Raw genomic sequence first — 18,401 nt, 5'->3', positions numbered from 1 at the left:
AAAGCTGCTCTGCTCCTACCCGAACGCGAATATCAGAACGCATAGCGCGCCTTGAACATCAGGGTTTCAGCGTCGTAGCCCGAACGGCCCTGATAGGTGTAGCTGGTACCCAGAGTCAGTGCGCTGATGGCATAACTCACGCCAACAGAACTTTCGTAGCTGTCGCGGGCCGATTTTGCCCCCGTGACCACGAAACTCGAACCGCCCTGAGCAAATGCCGACGTCTGGCTGATACGGTCACCGATCAGGTTGTGATAGGTCATTAGTGTCAGTTCAGGCGTGAGCGTGCCACCAAGCAAAGGGGCTTCGCTGGCAACCCGTAAACCGGCCCCGATCTCTCCGGTTTCAAAGCGCTGGTCACTGTTGCGCAAAGCTGCGGATGAGCCTCGCTCGGTGTACCCGTCGACCTGCACCTTGGAATAACGAGCCGCCACACGCGGTTCGATCAACAGTTGGTCGCTGAACCGCAAGCCATAGCCAACAAGCGTATTGATGCTCAGTACGTCACTGTCGAAGTTGCCTTTGGCCAGCGTGCCCGCCACATTGCGGCGGCTGTCGTTATCATTGCGGCCATAGGAAACGCTGCCTTGAGTAAACCAGTTGCCCTTCTCCCAGCTTCCGTACAGCGACAGCGCATTGCCCTGCACATCGGTCTTGTAACCAATGTCGGAGGTCGAGTTGGCATTCACATAGGAATAGGCAAAACCCAGAGTAGCCCCGGAAGCAAGACGACCATCAATCCCCACAGCCACACCGCTGGCATTGGCCGAGTAGCCTTCCACACCGCCACGGCTGTCCTGATCCATATTGCTGTTCAACACCTGCATCCACACGCCGTTCTCAGCCACTTCATCGCCTGAGGAAAGCCCACTGCGCAAGCCCGTCATACGGGTATCGATTGCCGAACTGCTGGCTCCCTGCCCGGCCAAAGCTGCGTCCACTCCACCACGACTGACATCGGGTGATAACCGCTTGCCAAGCTCATCCAGTTCTTGAGCGGTGCTGGCGTTGGCGAACGACTGGAATACCCGGTCATTACTGTCGAGCTGGCCAATCACGTTGTTCTTGAAGCGGTTGATCAGGCCTTGTGTACGTTGATCGCTGCCTGCGCTGCCCAACTCCTGACTCACTTGCTGGTCGGACTTGAGCCTGACCACGGCCTCAACCGAATCGGCATCAACGCTATAGCTGGCAACATCGAGCAAGGTGGATACGCTACTCACGGTCAAACCGCTGTTCTGCACACTGGCCGCGGACAGCAAGGCGTAAGTCTTGCCCTCAGCGGTCGGGTTGAAATCACCGGGGTTGGCACTCAGGGTGATACGCGAACCCGATGCAAAACTCGCGGCACCTGCAACGCTCAGATAAGGCGTGGTATTTACAGTGCTATCGGACAGCCGCATATCCAGTGCGCCCTGATTGGCAAGTTGCAGATTGCCGGTAATGGCGCTGCCGGCACGATCCAGGTTCAGGGAGCCGCCCCGCTGGACAACAACATCGCTGTCGATGGTCGTCCCCGTGAAAGCCGCCTGGCCCTGAACATTCACCGCCGCCATTCTAAGCAGGTCACCGCGAATCTCGCCGCCGCTCCAGTTCAGCGTGGCCAGGTTACGCCCACGGATAGCAGCACCGGAATCACTGGCGATCAGCCCTGCTTTCTGATTGATTTCAAAACCGACGGGCAAGGCATCTCTCGTCACCACAATCGCATCACCTTGGGAGGTAATGGTTCCGGTGTTTACGATGCCTCTTGAACCGGAAGCATTGGTGGTCGTGAAATCGGTACCTTGGATCATGATGGCGTGTGCATTATCGTCCCCGGAGGCGCTGATACGACCGCTGTTGTGCAGGACATCGAGCGTGCCATCCCACAAGGCGACACCTTCGGAAGCATTACCCCGAGCAATGATCGAACCGCTGTTTTCGACGTGCAGCGGCGTTGATGGGGCCTCTAGATCCATACCGATGGAGTTGTCACCCACGGCCAGGATGGAACCCGAGTTAAGCAGTTTCCCTCCCACGCTCAACATTGCAGAACCATGCCAATCAAAGATCAGGCCAGTAGCATACTCTCCGTGCATTTCAATGGAGCCCGAGTTGATAAAGTCACCGGCGATTTGTGAGCCATGCAGGTAAATGCCTTCTGCTCCGCGGAACAGGCTTGATGCGCTGTCTTCAACGACCAGGACCTTTCCGGCATTGACGACAGAACCTGTGACACTGATGTTACTGATATCGATGCCTGCGCCCCTATCGGCTCGCTGGAGCGTAATAGAGCCCTCGTTGCGCAGATCACCGTCAATCGAACCGCCGCCACCGGGACCGTTATTGACGCCAGCGGTGACAGGATCGAACATTGCGCCGAACTCCAGCGCCCTGACAGCAAAACCACCTGTATCGATGGTAATGTCCGCGGCGTTGATGAACGAACCGCTCAGTGCAGAGCGCCTGAACTGAAAGACGCTTTCATTCGCGGACGATTGCAGCGAAACCTGCCCAATCAGGTTGAACCCGCCACTCAAGGTCTGATTGTTCAGCGCATTACGCCCCTGACTGACGTCGTAATCCAGCGCAAAAGCCTGACAAGCACAGGCACCCACGATCAGTGCCAATAGCGTTTTCTGAAAATTCCGGTTCAAAGCCTGTGGTCCATCGATTTACTTCAGCAGCAGCCCTGCTCAGCTTGCATTCCACCGTGAATGCGTTTCGCACTCCGATCGTTTGGCGAGTCAGAGTCCTACGCGGCGTTGTCGGCGGTTTGATACAAAGCTTTAAAATAGCCGATACAAATATTCGCCAGACCAATCAACAAAACCGATAGTTAAGCTGGGAAATTCAAACCCATCCATCGATCAAACAGGCATACCATGGTCGCCATTGCCAACTGACCAGGAGTGCCCTTTTCATGGCTCAATTTCGTAAAGTGCTGTCGATCCAAGCTGGCCAGCCGACTTCAGACGGGGCCGGTGTGCGCCTGACGCGGGTGTTTGGCGGCCAGGGTGTCGAGCAGTTCGATCCGTTCCTGATGCTCGACGAGTTTGGTTCGGACAAGCCGGACGACTATATCGCCGGGTTTCCGCCTCATCCGCATCGCGGCTTTGAAACCGTGACTTATATGCTTGAAGGTCGCATGCGCCATGAAGATCACATGGGCAATGTCGGCCTGTTGCAGAGCGGCGGCGTGCAGTGGATGACGGCGGCACGCGGCATCATTCACAGTGAGATGCCGGAGCAGGAAGAAGGCGTGATGCGCGGCTTCCAGTTGTGGCTGAATCTGCCGGGCAAGAACAAGTTGATGGACGCCAGTTATCAGGACATCCAGCCGCAAGACATTCCCCGCCTGACCACCGAAGCCGGTGTTGAGGTGGTGGTCATTGCAGGCCGGTTTGACGATGGGCAGGTTCAACAGGACGGTGCCGTACAACGGCCGGATACCGAGCCGCAGTATTTCGACTTTCACCTGCCCGCAGGCCGCAGCATCAGCCCGCGCATTCCCGAAGGACATCGGGCGTTGCTCTATGTGTATGAAGGCAGTATCGAAGTTGAAGGTTGCCCGCAGGCCGTTGGTGCAAGCCGTCTGGTGCGGCTGGCCGATGAAGGTGAGTTGCAGATCAACAGCTCAAGCGGTGCGCGAGTGCTGTTGATTGCCGGCAAGCCGTTGCGTGAGCCTGTGGTGCAATACGGGCCATTCGTGATGAATACCCGCGAAGAGATCGAACAGGCCTTACGGGATTTCAGGGATGACCGCTTGACGGCCTGACAGCAAGAAGCATCGCGAATGAATTCGCTTAGATGGTAATTCCGATCAGTCAGGTCATGCTCCGTGGGAGGGGCCTTGGCCGCGACTTCATTCAGGCGCTGGTAAGCAAGTCGTCGCGGCCAAGGCCCCTCCCACAAGTGACTGGTATGCCTTAAAAACGATTACTCCAACCGCAAGAACCGTTTCAACTCGTCCCGCTGGGCCATGGCATCGCGACGACCGAGGTCGATCAGTTCGCTGCAATACCCCGCCTCGAACAGCAGATAGCTCAATACGCTGGCACCGCTGGTCTTGGTCGCACCAGGGCCGCGCAGGAAAGTGCGCAGGGCCGGTGGCAGTTCGTGGCGGTGGCGGGCAGCGATTTCATCCAGTGGCTGGCTCGGGGAAATCACCAGCACCTCCACGGGAGCCATGCCAGGTTGCCGTCTGGCCTGTTCATCGGCCAGCAACGAACTCATCAGGTTCAAACGTTCAAGCAATTCAATATCGCTTTCCAGATTGTCGATGAAGGTGCTGTTGAGCATATGGCCACTGATTTGCGCCAGACTCGGCTGAATACCACTGGTAGCCCGATGGATCTGTTTATTGGGCTGTACACCGCGAGGATTGCCACTGACGCCCACCACCAGCACCCGGTTGGCCCCCAGATGCAATGCCGGGCTGATGGGTGCCGACTGCCGCACCGCGCCATCGCCGAAATATTCATGATCGATCTTTACGGGCTCGAACAGCAGCGGAATCGCCGAGCTTGCCAGCAAATGATCCACGGTCAATTGAGTCGGCAGGCCAATGCGCCGATGGCGCAACCAGGGCTCGATGGTGCCTCCGCCCTGATAGAAGGTCACCGCTTGCCCGGACTCGTAGCCAAAGGCCGTGACCGCCACGGCCCGCAGATGATTGCTGTCGATGGCCGCATCGATACCTGACAGGTCCAGCCGGTCACTGAGCAGGTCACGCAAGGGAGAACTGTTGAGCAGCGCGACAGGAATGTCGCGGCCCAGCCCGGTCAGGCTGCGTCCGAAAAAACGCCCCGCCTGACGAATGACGCCGGGCCAGTCGCTGCGCAGTACCTGATGGCTGCGAAACGCCTGCCAGAACTCGGTCAACTGGCGGATGGCGATGCGAAAGTGCAGCGCGCCACTGGCCAGTTTCACCGCATTGATAGCGCCGGCCGAGGTGCCGACAATCACGGGAAACGGGTTGGCCGCCCCTGCGGGCAGGAGGTCGGCAATCCCCGCCAGTACACCGACCTGATAGGCGGCACGGGCGCCACCTCCAGACAGAATCAAACCGGTAACCGACTCTTTCTCGTTCACTGCATTTGTCACTACTGCACGTTCTGGCATCTACAACGAACCTCAGTGAACAACCATTCTTTTTATTTATGTTTTTTTGTATAGCTTCGGTTCGCCCTCCGGTCGACTTTTAAAACGTCGGTGCGCCCAGAGATATTGCTCCGGACATTCAGTGATGGCAATTTCAATCCACTGATTTATTCGCAGGCAATCCTCTTCATCGCTCTGACCGGGGAAATCCTGCAGCGGCGGATGAATCACCAGCCTGTAACCGCTACCGTCCGCCAGCCGCTGCTGGGTGAAGGGCACGACCTGAGCGCGGCCCAGCTTGGCAAACTTGCTGGTCGCCGTCACTGTCGCAGCCTGAATGCCGAACAGCGGCACGAATACGCTCTGCTTGGCGCCATAATCCTGATCCGGTGCATACCAGATCGCACGGCCGGCACGCAGCAGCTTGAGCATGCCACGCACGTCTTCGCGCTCGACGGCCAGGGAGTCGAGGTTATGCCGCTCACGACCGCGACGCTGGACGAAATCGAACAACGGGTTCTTGTGCTCGCGGTACATGCCATCGATGGTGTGCTGCTGGCCCAATAATGCTGCACCGACCTCCAGGGTGGTGAAGTGCAGGGCCATGAGAATCACCCCTTCCCCCTGCTGTTGCGCACGCTGCAAATGCTCAAGCCCTTCGATGCGGGCAAGCCCGGCCAGGCGACGCCTGGACCACCACCAGCTCATGGCCATCTCGAAGAAGGCAATGCCGGTCGAAGCGAAGTTTTCCTTGAGCAACTGCTTGCGCTGGGCAGCAGACAAATGCGGGAAACACAGCTCCAGATTACGCGAGGCGATATATTTTCGATCAGTGGCCACGCAATACATCGCCGCGCCCAGCAGCCGACCGATCACCAGCAGTACTCGAAACGGTAACTGGACAATCAGCCACAAGAGCCCCAACCCCAGCCATAACGGCCAGAAACGGGGGTGAAGAAAACTGGCTTTAAAACGCGGGCGATCCATTTAAGCTTCCGTCAGGACAAAGGCTGCGCATTCTACATCGGTTCGACCCGGCTTGCGGCCCGAGGGCGTTCTCGTTATAAGTCTCGGCACTTTTAGCGACAAGCTGTTGTGTATCCCGACCATGAGCCAGATCGAATCGCAAAACCCGGACCCAGTGTTTCAGCTCAAAGGCAGCATGCTTGCCATCACCGTCATGGAGCTGGCCCGGAACAACCTCGACGCCCTGGACCGTCAATTGGCGGCCAAGGTTGCCCAGGCCCCCAATTTTTTCAGCAATACACCGCTGATCCTGGCACTGGACAAACTCTCGCCCAATGAAGGAACCGTGGATCTGCCCGGTCTGATGCGCGTCTGCCGTCAGCATGGCCTGCGCACCCTGGCGATACGGGCCAACCGCATTGAAGACATTGCCGCCGCCATCGCCGTCGATCTTCCCGTGCTGCCGCCATCCGGCGCCCGGGAACGTGTGCTGGAGCCTGTCGAAGCAGAGGCGCCGAAAAAGATTCCCGAGAAGCCGCCCGAGCCAACCGTCAAGCCAACGCGCGTGATAACCGCTCCAGTGCGCGGCGGACAGCAGATTTATGCCCAGGGTGGCGATCTGGTTGTCGTGGCTCCAGTCAGCCCCGGTGCGGAACTTCTGGCCGATGGCAACATCCATGTTTACGGCCCAATGCGCGGCAGGGCACTGGCAGGCATCAAGGGCGACACCAAGGCACGGATCTTTTGCCAGCAACTGGGCGCCGAACTGATTTCAATCGCCGGGCAATACAAGGTTTCCGAAGACTTGCGCAGGGATCCTCTCTGGGGGGCTCCGGTACAAGTCAGCCTGTCCGGCGACGTGTTGAACATCATTCGTCTTTAACGGATACTGCCGCAATTTTCAAAGCATCTCTGACTCGTCGCGAAAACGTAGTAAAGGTTGTAGGAAATCCTGAGAAACACCTGTTTCTCGACTGTTGCATCAACCGAAAGCAGTAGCGTAGAGCTATCTTTCATGGCCGAGCTTCCGTGATTTCCATCATTCTTCGATTAACGTCGCTTCAAGGGATGCTCTTCAGGGACTAACTGTCCTTTTCCTCTAGGGGTGATACACCTTGGCCAAGATTCTCGTGGTTACATCCGGCAAGGGTGGTGTGGGCAAGACCACCACCAGCGCCGCCATCGGCACAGGCCTCGCTCTGCGTGGCCATAAAACAGTGATTGTCGACTTTGACGTCGGCTTGCGTAACCTGGACCTGATCATGGGTTGCGAGCGCCGCGTGGTGTACGACTTCGTCAACGTCGTCAACAACGAAGCGACACTCACTCAGGCCCTGATCAAAGACAAGCGCCTGGAAAACCTCTACGTGCTTGCGGCAAGCCAGACCCGCGACAAGGATGCGCTGACCGTCGAAGGCGTCGAGAAGATCCTCGACGAACTCAAGGAAAACTTCGAGTTCGTGATCTGCGACTCCCCGGCCGGTATCGAAAAAGGTGCTCACCTGGCCATGTACTTCGCTGATGAAGCGATTGTCGTGACCAACCCGGAAGTCTCTTCGGTACGTGACTCGGACCGCATGCTGGGCCTGCTGGCCAGCAAGTCCCGCCGCGCAGAGCGCAACGAAGATCCGATCAAGGAACACCTGCTGCTGACCCGCTACAATCCGGAGCGCGTCACCAAGGGTGAAATGCTGGGCGTCGAAGACGTCGAGGAAATCCTCTCGATCCGCCTGCTGGGCGTGATTCCAGAGTCTCAGGCAGTCCTGAAGGCTTCCAACCAGGGTATCCCGGTCATTCTCGACGACCAGAGCGACGCCGGTCAGGCGTACAGCGATGCGGTCGATCGTTTGCTGGGCAAGGACGTTGCTCATCGTTTCGTCGATGTGCAGAAGAAAGGATGGTTTGAGCGTCTTTTTGGAGGCCGCTAAATGAATATTTTTGACTTCTTTCGTGACCGCAAAAAAGAAAGCACGGCCTCGGTAGCGAAAGAGCGTCTACAGATCATCGTGGCGCACGAACGCGGCCAGCGAAGCACTCCTACGCCTGACTATCTTCCTGCCCTGCAGAAAGAGCTGGTGGAAGTGATCCGCAAATACGTCAACATCGAGTCCGATCAGGTACAGGTCGCTCTGGAAAACCAGGGCAGCTGTTCGATTCTGGAACTCAACATCACCCTGCCAGATCGCTGATCCGGCGGTTGCCCACGGCGGCATGAGCGACACTTCCCTCGGAGTGCCGTCCATGCCGCCGTTGGCGTTTACAGCGTTTCGAGGCCGTTGCATGCCGTTGTCGAACATCCGCATCATCCATCAGGACGCCGCCGTTCTGGTCATCGATAAACCCACATTGCTGCTTTCAGTCCCAGGTCGCGCCGACGACAACAAGGACTGCCTGATTACCCGCCTGCAGGAAAACGGCTATCCCGAAGCCCGTATCGTTCACCGACTGGACTGGGAAACCTCCGGCATCATCCTGCTTGCCCGCGACGCCGATACCCATCGCGAACTGTCTCGCCAGTTCCATGACCGCGAAACAGAAAAGGCCTACACCGCCCTGTGCTGGGGTCAGCCGACGCTGGACAGCGGCAGCATTGACCTGCCTCTGCGCTACGACCCGCCGACCAAACCCCGGCATGTGGTGGATCATGAGTCCGGGAAACATGCGCTGACCTTCTGGAAGATCGTGGAGCGCTACGACACTCACTGCCGCGTGGAACTCACCCCGATCACCGGACGCTCGCATCAATTGCGGGTGCATATGCTGTCCATCGGGCATCCACTGCTGGGTGATGGCTTGTATGCCCATCCCGAGGCATTGGCGGCCTATCCACGCCTGTGCCTGCACGCCAGCATGCTGAGCTTCACTCATCCGGTCAGTGGTGAGCGGTTGAAGTTCGAGTGTGCGGCACCGTTTTGATGTGTTCGCGAATGAATTCGCTGCTACGCCCGCGTAGCGAATTCATTCGCGAAAAAGCACGACTGAGGCCAATACGGTAAACTCGCGCCACTGCTGTCTGGAGCTACTTATGCGCGAAGAGCTGAACAAAGGCCTGATCGACTTTCTCAAGGCCTCCCCCACCCCGTTCCACGCCACTGCAACCCTTGTAAATCACCTCGAAGCGGCCGGTTTCCAGCGTCTGGACGAGCGTGAAACCTGGGCTGTCGAAACCGGCGGGCGTTATTACGTCACCCGCAACGACTCCTCTATCGTCGCCTTCAGAATGGGCCGCCAATCGCCACTGACCGGCGGGATTCGCATGGTCGGCGCCCATACCGACAGCCCGTGCCTGCGGGTCAAACCGCAGCCGGAACTACAGCGTCAGGGTTTCTGGCAACTGGGCGTGGAAGTCTACGGCGGCGCGCTGCTGGCGCCCTGGTTCGACCGTGACCTGTCGCTGGCCGGGCGTGTCACCTTCCGTCGTGATGGCAAGGTCGAAAGCCAGTTGATCGATTTCAAGTTGCCCATCGCGATCATTCCCAACCTGGCCATCCACCTCAATCGTACGGCCAATGAAGGCTGGGCGATCAATGCCCAGAACGAACTGCCGCCGATCCTGGCCCAAGTAGCCGGTGACGAACGCGCCGACTTCCGCGCCCTGCTTACCGAGCAACTGGCCCGCGAGCACGACCTGAACGCCGATGTGGTGCTCGATTACGAGTTGAGTTTCTACGACACCCAGAGCGCAGCCGTGGTCGGCCTCAATGGCGACTTCATTGCCGGTGCCCGTCTGGACAATCTGCTGTCCTGCTTCGCAGGCTTGCAAGCGCTGCTCAACAGCGACACCGATGAAACCGCTCTGCTGGTGTGTACCGATCACGAAGAAGTCGGTTCTTCATCGACCTGCGGCGCAGACGGCCCGATGCTGGAGCAGATCATCCAGCGCCTGCTGCCCAACGGCGAAGACTATGTGCGCACCATCCAGAAGTCGCTGCTGATCTCGGCGGACAACGCCCATGGCGTTCACCCCAACTACGCCGAAAAGCACGACGCCAACCATGGCCCGAAACTCAATGCCGGGCCGGTCATCAAGGTCAACAGCAACCAGCGCTACGCCACCAACAGCGAAACCGCAGGGTTCTTCCGCCACCTGTGCATGGCCGAAGAAGTACCGGTGCAAAGCTTTGTGGTGCGCAGCGACATGGCCTGCGGCTCGACCATCGGCCCGATCACAGCCAGCCATCTGGGCATTCGCACCGTGGATATCGGTTTGCCGACCTTTGCCATGCATTCGATCCGCGAACTGGCCGGCAGTCATGACCTGTCGCATCTGGTGAAAGTGCTCAGTGCGTTTTACGCCAGCCACGAGTTGCCGTAACTCCCCGTCTTCGCGAGTGAGCGGTTCGCCGCCCGGTCCGTTCACTCGCGCATTGCGCTACATCAAAACGCCAGCCCCAAACCCATCTAGACTCATAGGTGCCGAGTCAGTGAGGTACAGGGCCATGGATCCGTTCCATTCAATGCTGATGATTACCGTGATCGGGATGCTGTTGCTCAGCGTCGGCTTCAGTTACCGGGATCGGGGTGCTGGTGTGTTCATGATCTGGATCGGCATGGTCTTCGTGATCGGCACGGTCGGCTTCAAGATTCTCGAAAAGCTGACCTGATCATGAGGCTAGGCACTCACTTGAGCCTCGCCGAGAGTGGGCAGGCTTGACAGAAAATCCCCCGCCACCGCACTGACATGAATAGCGTCGTGCCGCCAATATTCCAGGTCGCAATCGATCAGGCGACCGCGCTGATCGTAGTTGACCCGCGCAATGCACAAACCCGGGCTGCCCACTGAAACCTTGAGCGCCGCGCAGGCATCGGCATGCAGCGCCGTAGGCACAATCTCGAAATGCACCTGGCCATAGCACAGGTCATAACGGCTGGCGTACAACTCGGTAAGCGACTGGCTGAGATCGCAATCAAGGATGCCGGGGAAATACTCAGGGTTCAGGTAATGCTCGACATACAGCACCAGACGCTGGTCGATGCGCCGCGCCCGGCAGATCTGGATCACGCTGGAAAGCGCTGGCAACTGGAGTTTTTCACAGATTTTCGCTGAAGCCGGTTGCAATCGCGCTGAAATGATCTGGGTTTCAGCCACGCGCCCTTGTGCCTGGACCATCGCATGAAAGTGGCTGCGACGGATCAGGTCATAGGCCAGACGCGGAGGCGAGACAAACCAGCCGCGTCGCTCCTCGCGATAGATCAGCCCCTGAGCCTCCAGTTGCACCAGGGCTTCACGCAGGGTGATACGAGTCGTATCAAATACCTCACTGAGCTTGCGCTCGGCAGGCAGCTTGCTACCGGACGGTAACAAACCGTGCTCGATCTGCTCCTGCAAGGCGTTGCAAATAGTTGTTACCGCTCGTGGTACATCTTCGCGCATTGAGATACCTGCCTGGACTAGACCAGCTCCATTAAAGGGCACGATTCAAGACTTGAGCCCCCCATTGAAAGTGTTTTCAAGCCTAGGTCGCCTATATGACCATCATGTGACAAATCGCATCACGATCCATGCCAATGGTCGCTTGAACACCCTGAAATCCCTTGGGAAGCAAGCTATTCAAGATGGTCTACGCTTAGCTCGCAACGCAGCACACATGCTCTGACCATAGAACAGAAAACAACTCTCGACACAAAAATGTCATGCAAGAAGCCTAACTTGGCTCAGGTATTGCTGATCTAGACCAAACTATCCGCAAAGAACGCTTCCGAAAGGAAGTGCAAAAGGAGATTTGAATGAAACACCTATTGTTGGCATCACTCCTCGGTTCCGCCATTGCCTTGAGCACCTCGGCCATGGCAGCGGACACAGACCTCAAGACGCTGGAAGCCGCAGCCAGGACCGAAGGCGCGATCAATAGCGTCGGCATGCCGGATGACTGGGCTAACTGGAAAGCCACCTGGGCCGACCTCGAAAGCAAATACGGCCTCAAGCACATGGACACCGACATGAGTTCGGCTCAGGAAGTGGCCAAGTTCGATGCGGAAAAAGACAACGCCAGCGCCGATATCGGTGACGTGGGTGCAGCCTTCGGCCCGATCGCTGTCGCCAAGGGCGTTACCCAGCCTTACAAGCCAAGCACCTGGGAACAAGTCCCAGACTGGGCCAAGGACAAGGAAGGTCACTGGGCACTGGCCTATACCGGCACCATCGCCTTCATCGTCAACAAGAAGCTGTTGCATGGTTCTGAAGTCCCGACCAAATGGTCTGACCTCAAGAGCGGCAAATACAAGGTCACTATCGGTGACGTGAGCACCGCAGCCCAGGCGGCCAACGGCGTGCTGGCGGCCTCCATCGCCATGAAAGGCGACGAGAGCAACGTTGCTCCAGGCCTGCAACTGTTCACCGATCTGGCCAAGCAGAAACGCCTGGCACTCAACAACCCGAATATCCAGAGCATGGAGAAAGGTGAAGTCGAAGTCGGCATCGTCTGGGACTTCAACGGCCTGAGCTACAAGGCCAAGATGACCAACCCGGACGATTACGTGGTGCTGATCCCGTCCGATGGTTCGGTGATTTCCGGCTACACCACCATCATCAACAAATACGCCAAACACCCGAACGCGGCCAAACTGGCGCGTGAGTACATCTTCAGCGACGCAGGCCAGATCAACCTGGCAAAAGGCAACGCACGTCCGATTCGTGCCGAGCACCTTACCCTGCCCGCCGAGGTCCAGGCCAAGCTGCTGCCAAACGAGCAATACAAAGGCGTCACCCCGATCAAGAGCGCGGCGGCGTGGGAAGCGACGTCCAAGAAGCTGCCTCAGATGTGGAACGAGCAGGTCATCGTCGAAATGAACTGATCAAGGCCAAGGGCGAGCCAGCATGCCTGCTCGCCCTTACCTGTGTATCGATTGCAGTTGGAGCGACCCGCTCATGAAACACAATGTCATCCTCATCGTGCTCGATGGCCTCAACTACGAAGTGGCAAGGCATGCGATGGGTCATCTCCAGGCTTACAGCAGTGCAGGACGGGCCGTGCTGTACAAGCTTGAATCCGAGTTGCCGGCGCTGTCGCGCCCTTTGTACGAATGCATTCTGACCGGGGTCACGCCCCTGGAAAGCGGCATTGTGCACAACCAGGTTTCACGCCTGTCCAACCAGCGCAGCATGTTCCACTACGCCACCGATGCCGGGCTCACCACGGCAGCGGCGGCCTATCACTGGGTCAGCGAACTGTATAATCGCACGCCCTTCGACGCCGCCCGCGACCGTCACACCGACGATCCGGCGCTGCCGATCCAGCACGGGCACTTTTACTACGCCGACCATTACCCCGATTCGCACCTGTTTGCCGACGCCGAAAGCCTGCGAGTCAGGCACGCACCGAATCTGCTGTTGATCCACCCCATGAATATCGACGACGCCGGGCACAAGCACGGCCTCGACAGCCCCCAATACCGTAACAGCGCACGCAGCGCCGACATCCTGATTGCCGATTACCTGCAACGCTGGCTCGATGCCGGTTATCAGGTACTGGTCACCGCCGATCACGGCATGAACAACGATCGATCACATAACGGGCTACTCCCCGAAGAACGTGAAGTACCGCTGTTCGTGCTGGGCGATGCATTCAGCCTCGATGCCCAGGCAGCCCCCAGACAAACCGAGCTATGCGGCACTGTCTGCGAACTGCTCGGCGTGCCCCACGACAAACCGGTATGCCGGGAGATCCTCAATTGACTACCAACAATCGTGGTAAATGGCTCGGGCTGCTATGCCTGCTGCCGTTTGCCCTGTTCTTCATCGTGTTTCAAATTGCGCCGCTGGCCTGGGTTGCGATCAACAGCCTGCACTCCGAAACAGGCTGGGGGTTTGACAACTTCGCCAAGGCATTCAATTCCCGCTTCTATCGCCAGGCCATTCAGTTCAGCCTGGAAATCAGTTTCTGGTCCAGCCTGTTCGGCATCGTGATCGCGGTACTGGGCAGCCACTCGCTGCGCAACGTGGATTCGCGGCTACGGGATTTCGTCAATTCCTTCGCCAACATGACCAGCAACTTCTCTGGCGTGCCGCTGGCCTTTGCATTCATCATCCTGCTGGGCTTCAACGGGGCCGTGACGTTGATGCTCAAGAAGGCCGGGATCATTGAAGACTTCAACCTGTATTCCAAGACCGGCCTGATCATTCTCTACACCTATTTCCAGATCCCGCTGGGCGTATTGCTGCTCTACCCGGCCTTCGATGCCTTGCGCGAAGACTGGCGCGAGTCCTCGGCCTTGCTCGGTGCCAGCAGCTTCCAGTACTGGCGCCATATCGGCCTGCCGGTCCTGGCACCTGCGCTGCTGGGGACCTTCGTGATTCTGCTGGCCAATGCCTTGGGGGCTTATGCCACCGTTTACGCCTTGACCACCGGCAACTTCAACGTGCTGCCCATCCGCATCGCAGCCATGGTTTCCGGGGATATCAGCCTTGATCCGAACATGGCCAGTGCCCTGGCAATGATTCTGGTCGGCCTGATGACGCTGGTCACTGTCGTTCATCAATGGTTGCTGAAGAGGAGCTACCATGTCTCGCGCTGAAAGAGGTCCCGCCGGGATCTACCACCGCTTCGTGGTGTATGTCCTGTTCCTGATCCTGCTGCTGCCACTGGCTGGCACGCTGCTGTATTCACTGTCCACCAGTTGGTCGGCGAGCATTCTGCCCAGCGGCCTGACCTTCAAGTGGTACATCGCACTGTGGAGCGACCCGCGCTTTCTCACTGCGTTCGGTCAGTCGCTGCTGGTCTGTGTGGGCGCCCTGATTCTGTCCGTGGTGTTGATCCTGCCACTGCTGTTCGTGGTGCATTACCACTTCCCACGCCTGGATGCGCTGATGAACATCCTGATCCTGCTGCCTTTCGCAGTACCGCCCGTGGCCTCGTCCGTGGGCTTGTTGCAACTCTATGGCTCCGGGCCGTTTGCCATGGTCGGCACGCCCTGGATTCTGATTGGCTGCTACTTCACCGTCGCACTGCCGTTCATGTATCGGGCCATCAGCAACAACTTGCAGGCGATCAACCTCACCGACCTGATGGACGCCGCCCAACTGCTGGGCGCCAATACCTGGCAGGCGGCTTTCATGGTGGTGCTGCCCAACCTGCGCAAAGGCTTGCTGGTCGCGTTGCTGCTGTCGTTCTCCTTCCTGTTCGGCGAGTTCGTGTTCGCCAACCTGCTGGTCGGGACCCGCTATGAAACCCTGCAGGTGTACCTCAACAACATGCGCAACAGCAGCGGGCACTTCAACAGTGCGCTGGTGATCTCTTATTTCCTCTTCGTGCTGGTGCTGACCTGGGCCGCCAACCGACTGAACAAGGACAAAGACTGATATGAGTTTTGTCAGTATCGAAAACCTGCAGAAAAGCTACGCAAGCACAGCGGTGTTCAGCGACATCAACTGCACGATCGAACGCGGTGAATTCGTGACCCTGCTCGGCCCGTCGGGCTGCGGCAAGTCAACATTGCTGCGCTGCATCGCCGGGCTGACGTCAGTGAACAGCGGTAGCATCCTGCTCGATGGTCAGGACCTGGTGCCGCTTACTCCGCAAAAGCGCAACATCGGCATGGTGTTCCAGAGCTATGCGCTGTTCCCCAACATGACTGTGGAACAGAACGTAGCGTTCGGCCTGCGCATCCAGAAGGTCAACGCCGACGACACTCACAAGCGGGTCGCCGAAGTGCTGAAGCTGGTCGAGCTGACCGACCTGGCCAGCCGTTACCCGCACCAGATGTCCGGCGGCCAGTGCCAGCGCGTTGCTCTGGCCCGCTCGCTGGTCACTCGCCCTCGCCTGCTGCTGCTCGACGAGCCGCTGTCGGCGCTGGATGCACGGATTCGCAAACACCTGCGCGAACAGATCCGCGCCATCCAGCGCGAACTGGGCCTGACCACGATCTTCGTCACCCACGACCAGGAAGAAGCGCTGACCATGTCAGACCGCATTTTCCTGATGAACCAGGGTCGAATCGTCCAGAGCGGCGATGCCGAAACCCTCTACACCGCGCCGGCAGACGTCTTTGCAGCGGGCTTCATCGGCAACTACAACCTGCTGGAACCCGATGACGCCTCCCGCCTGATGCAACGCCCGATCAACAGCCGCGTCGCGATCCGCCCCGAAGCCATCCAGCTCAGCGTGACCGGCGCACTGGAAGGCGAAGTTCTCAGTCACAGCCTGCTGGGTAACGTGATCCGCTATCGTGTCCAGGCACGAGACGTGGAACTGGTGGTCGACGTACTCAACCGCAGCGCAGAAGATCTACACCCCGATGGGCGACGAGTGAGCCTCAAGATAGAACTTTCGGCGTTGTGTGAGGTGGGTTAGGGGCAGCGGCAAGTTGTAAGCCGCAAGCGGCAAGCTCAAGCAGTTTTGCGTGCTCTTCACTTGCAGCTTGAAGCTTGTAACTTGAAGCTGCCGCGCCCACGCCCTACCCACTACCGAACAACAATCCAAGGAGGCACGCATGCCTTTAGCAATTTTCGATCTGGACGAAACCCTGATCGGTGGCGACTGCGCCAGCTTGTGGAGCGAGCAGATGGGCCGCCTGGGCTGGGTCGATCCCGAGTCGTTCATGCAACGCAACAATGAACTGATGGCCGCCTATAGCGCGGGCAAACTGGCCATGGAAGATTACATGGCGTTCAGCCTGGAACCCATGGCTGGCCGTACACCAGAAGAAGTCGATCATCTGGTCGGCCCCTGGGTGGAAGACATCATTGAACCCATCATCTACAGCGACGCCTGCAAATGCATCGCGCAGCATCGGGCCAAAGGCGACCGCATTCTGGTGATCTCTGCGTCTGGCGTACACCTGGTCAAACCCATTGCCGAGCGTCTGGGCATCGATGAAGTGCTAGGGATCGATCTGGATGTGCAGAACGGTGTCTACAGCGGTGCAACAGTCGGCGTGCTGACCTACCGCGAAGGCAAGATCACCCGCCTGATGGACTGGCTGGACGCCGAAGGTGAAAACCTCGAAGGTGCCAGCTTCTACTCCGACTCCCGCAATGACCTGCCGCTGCTGCTCAAGGTTGACTATCCCCATGTGGTCAACCCGGATGCCGTGTTACGCGAGCATGCCGAAAAGGCTGGCTGGCCGGTGCATGCCTGGAAGTAATTCAACATCATGAATTAAAACGCATTTCCGTAGGAGCGAATCGGGCGGCGCTCCGCTCATTCGCGAAGGGCCTTCGCGAATGAATTCGCTCCTACGGAAATGGCGCTAAACGAGGCTCTCGTCGATCACCAGCACAATCTTGCCCGACACCTGGTTGGTCGCCAGCTCAGCAAATGCGGCTTCGGCGTCCTTGATCGGGAAGGCCCTGGCCAGTTGCGGCTTGAGGCGTCCTTCAGTGAATAGCGGCCAGACGTGCTGGCCCAGGTCACTGAGCAGGTCCGCCTTGAACTGCTCGTCACGGCTGCGCAAGGTCGAACCGAGCAACTGGATACGCTTGCCCAATACTTGAGCCAGGTCCAGTTGAGCCTCGCGCCCACCCATCAAGCCGATCAGCACCCAGCGGCCATCGAGCCCCAGCAGCTTGACGTTCAGGGCCGCGTAATTGGCGCCGACCGGGTCGAGGATTACATCGAAGGGGGCGAAGTCATTCAGGCTTTCCAGACTGTCGCTGCGCACGACACCACCCTGGGCACCCAGTTCGACACAATACGCCAGACGCTCGGTGGAGCCGACGCTGACCCATACCGGGCTGCCAAACGCCTTGCAGAGCTGAATGCCAGCAGAACCGACGCCACTTGCTCCGGCGTGCAGCAAGACTTTTTCACCAGGCTTCAGGCCTGCCAGTTGAAACAGATTCAGCCATGCCGTGGCATAGACTTCCGGGATCGCGGCGGCTTCATGCAGCGACAGCCCCTCGGGCACGGGCAGCACATGACGCGCGTCGACCACCACCTCTTCAGCCATGGCACCGCCCGCCAACAACGCGCAGACGCGGTCTCCGACCTGCCAGGAAGTGCCCGGCCCGACTTCGTCGATCACACCCGAGCACTCAAGCCCCAGAACCGAGCTAACGCCTGGGGGTGGCGGATACAGCCCGGCACGCTGCAACAAATCGGCCCGATTCAGGCCCGCAGCGGCCACTTTGATACGAACCTGCCCCACATCAAGAGCCGGACTTGGCTCTTCGACCCATTCCACACGTCCTTCAACGCCTTGTAATACCTTCACAGTGCCTCCGTCGTGAGTCAGAACTGAGCCCAAGGCAGCCACCCCGGGCTTTTGCATTATGCGACCGTGTCCACGAACGGGCGACCTTTAATCTGCCCGACTGTCCGGCACTGTCATTTCTGACAGTGACATGCAGATTCATCGGTTAAATACTCCCCCGACACTGTCGCATCGCAGGACTCCGGAAAGGATTTTGGAGG

At 58.5% G+C, this 18,401-nt stretch carries 18 protein-coding genes; 13 read left to right on the top strand and 5 right to left on the bottom strand.

Annotated elements, in window-relative coordinates; translation table 11 throughout:
- Positions 1 to 32: 32 nt before the first annotated feature.
- Complete coding sequence (locus tag ACODS3_RS10940; protein WP_489034229.1) at positions 33 to 2,639, bottom strand: autotransporter family protein; 2,607 nt, start codon at positions 2,637 to 2,639, stop codon at positions 33 to 35.
- Positions 2,640 to 2,905: 266 nt separating this feature from the next.
- Between ACODS3_RS10940 and ACODS3_RS10935 the strand changes: the two genes are divergently transcribed.
- Complete coding sequence (locus ACODS3_RS10935; RefSeq protein ID WP_489034227.1) at positions 2,906 to 3,760, top strand: pirin family protein; 855 nt, start codon at positions 2,906 to 2,908, stop codon at positions 3,758 to 3,760.
- 161 nt (positions 3,761 to 3,921) lie between these two features.
- On the opposite strand, the gene ACODS3_RS10930 is transcribed toward ACODS3_RS10935, so the two are convergent.
- Together ACODS3_RS10930 and ACODS3_RS10925 are read right to left on the bottom strand one after the other, a co-directional pair.
- Positions 3,922 to 5,106, bottom strand: a complete 1,185-nt coding sequence (locus ACODS3_RS10930; protein WP_200999797.1) for a patatin-like phospholipase family protein — start codon at positions 5,104 to 5,106, stop codon at positions 3,922 to 3,924.
- Between the two features lie 36 nt (positions 5,107 to 5,142).
- Complete coding sequence (locus ACODS3_RS10925; RefSeq protein WP_200999798.1) at positions 5,143 to 6,072, bottom strand: lipid A biosynthesis lauroyl acyltransferase; 930 nt, start codon at positions 6,070 to 6,072, stop codon at positions 5,143 to 5,145.
- 121 nt (positions 6,073 to 6,193) lie between these two features.
- Here ACODS3_RS10925 and minC point away from each other — a divergent pair, with 121 nt between their 5' ends.
- From minC to ACODS3_RS10895, 6 genes are all read left to right on the top strand, one after another.
- Entirely contained in the window at positions 6,194 to 6,934 is a 741-nt protein-coding gene (minC, locus tag ACODS3_RS10920) for a septum site-determining protein MinC (protein ID WP_200999799.1), read from the top strand.
- Between the two features lie 232 nt (positions 6,935 to 7,166).
- On the top strand, positions 7,167 to 7,979 hold the full coding sequence (gene minD / locus ACODS3_RS10915) for a septum site-determining protein MinD (protein WP_200999800.1): 813 nt from the start codon (positions 7,167 to 7,169) through the stop codon (positions 7,977 to 7,979).
- The gene (gene minE, locus ACODS3_RS10910) at positions 7,980 to 8,240 is read left to right on the top strand and encodes a cell division topological specificity factor MinE (RefSeq protein ID WP_025261136.1); all 261 of its coding nucleotides are present in this window, start codon (positions 7,980 to 7,982) and stop codon (positions 8,238 to 8,240) included. It begins immediately after the preceding gene.
- 91 nt (positions 8,241 to 8,331) lie between these two features.
- A complete protein-coding gene (locus tag ACODS3_RS10905) occupies positions 8,332 to 8,967 on the top strand; it encodes an RluA family pseudouridine synthase (protein WP_117164164.1) in 636 nt (211 codons plus the stop codon).
- A 109-nt stretch (positions 8,968 to 9,076) separates the two neighbouring features.
- Positions 9,077 to 10,366 (top strand): M18 family aminopeptidase, encoded by a 1,290-nt coding sequence (locus ACODS3_RS10900; protein ID WP_489034223.1) that lies wholly within the window; start codon positions 9,077 to 9,079, stop codon positions 10,364 to 10,366.
- 124 nt (positions 10,367 to 10,490) lie between these two features.
- Entirely contained in the window at positions 10,491 to 10,655 is a 165-nt protein-coding gene (locus ACODS3_RS10895) for a hypothetical protein (RefSeq protein ID WP_200999802.1), read from the top strand.
- A gap of 8 nt (positions 10,656 to 10,663) precedes the next feature.
- Here the strand turns inward: ACODS3_RS10895 and ACODS3_RS10890 are convergent, their stop codons facing one another.
- On the bottom strand, positions 10,664 to 11,425 hold the full coding sequence (locus ACODS3_RS10890; protein ID WP_201019298.1) for a UTRA domain-containing protein: 762 nt from the start codon (positions 11,423 to 11,425) through the stop codon (positions 10,664 to 10,666).
- 353 nt (positions 11,426 to 11,778) lie between these two features.
- Here ACODS3_RS10890 and ACODS3_RS10885 point away from each other — a divergent pair, with 353 nt between their 5' ends.
- From ACODS3_RS10885 to ACODS3_RS10860, 6 genes are all read left to right on the top strand, one after another.
- A complete protein-coding gene (locus ACODS3_RS10885) occupies positions 11,779 to 12,846 on the top strand; it encodes an ABC transporter substrate-binding protein (RefSeq protein ID WP_489034220.1) in 1,068 nt (355 codons plus the stop codon).
- Between the two features lie 73 nt (positions 12,847 to 12,919).
- Entirely contained in the window at positions 12,920 to 13,726 is an 807-nt protein-coding gene (locus ACODS3_RS10880) for an alkaline phosphatase family protein (protein ID WP_201019300.1), read from the top strand.
- On the top strand, positions 13,723 to 14,565 hold the full coding sequence (locus ACODS3_RS10875; RefSeq protein WP_304574487.1) for an ABC transporter permease: 843 nt from the start codon (positions 13,723 to 13,725) through the stop codon (positions 14,563 to 14,565). Before ACODS3_RS10880 ends, ACODS3_RS10875 begins: the two co-directional genes overlap by 4 nt.
- The gene (locus ACODS3_RS10870; RefSeq protein ID WP_201019301.1) at positions 14,552 to 15,349 is read left to right on the top strand and encodes an ABC transporter permease; all 798 of its coding nucleotides are present in this window, start codon (positions 14,552 to 14,554) and stop codon (positions 15,347 to 15,349) included. Before ACODS3_RS10875 ends, ACODS3_RS10870 begins: the two co-directional genes overlap by 14 nt.
- Before the next feature lies 1 nt (position 15,350).
- Positions 15,351 to 16,340, top strand: coding sequence for an ABC transporter ATP-binding protein (locus tag ACODS3_RS10865; protein ID WP_201019302.1), 990 nt, complete (start codon positions 15,351 to 15,353; stop codon positions 16,338 to 16,340).
- 139 nt (positions 16,341 to 16,479) lie between these two features.
- Entirely contained in the window at positions 16,480 to 17,133 is a 654-nt protein-coding gene (locus tag ACODS3_RS10860) for an HAD family hydrolase (protein WP_489034217.1), read from the top strand.
- 105 nt (positions 17,134 to 17,238) lie between these two features.
- Here ACODS3_RS10860 and ACODS3_RS10855 read toward each other — a convergent pair whose 3' ends face one another.
- Positions 17,239 to 18,201, bottom strand: a complete 963-nt coding sequence (locus ACODS3_RS10855; protein ID WP_463530691.1) for an NAD(P)H-quinone oxidoreductase — start codon at positions 18,199 to 18,201, stop codon at positions 17,239 to 17,241.
- Between the last annotated feature and the right edge of the window lie 200 nt (positions 18,202 to 18,401).

The sequence above is a fragment of the Pseudomonas sp. FG43 genome, from assembly GCF_057809175.1.
The sequence above is the reverse complement of the archived record's forward strand: the minus strand, read 5'-3'. Positions and strand labels throughout refer to the sequence as shown.